Origin of the sequence: Mesorhizobium sp. M1A.T.Ca.IN.004.03.1.1 (genome assembly GCF_003997555.1) — a bacterium.
In the GTDB taxonomy this organism is placed as follows: Bacteria; Pseudomonadota; Alphaproteobacteria; order Rhizobiales; family Rhizobiaceae; genus Mesorhizobium.
In genome coordinates this window covers 1-266 of record NZ_RZTV01000436.1, presented here as the reverse complement: position 1 = coordinate 266, position 266 = coordinate 1, and the positions used below count along the sequence as shown (strand labels likewise).

Genomic DNA, 266 nt, shown 5'->3' with positions numbered 1-266 from the left:
GGTGCCCCCGCCGCGGCCGCCAGTCAGCGCTGGGCGGGTTCCAGAGCGGCGCCCTGCTCCTCACCGGAGGGTGCCGCCGTGTTCCGGCGCCCACGGGCCATCGTGGCGGCGAGCACGATGACCGCCGCCGCGGTGATCCCCGCGCCGATCCACAGCGGAGACGTATACCCGAGACCCGCCGCGATCCCGATTCCGCCGGCCCAGGCCCCCAGCGCGTTCCCGACGTTGAAGGCGCCGATGTTGGCGCCCGACGCGAGCGTCGGCGC

1 pseudogene is annotated in these 266 nt (G+C 76.3%); it reads right to left on the bottom strand.

The features are described 5' to 3' along the window. Positions 1–23: 23 nt before the first annotated feature. Positions 24–266, bottom strand: a pseudogene (locus EOD29_RS32335) (hypothetical protein); the annotation flags it as partial.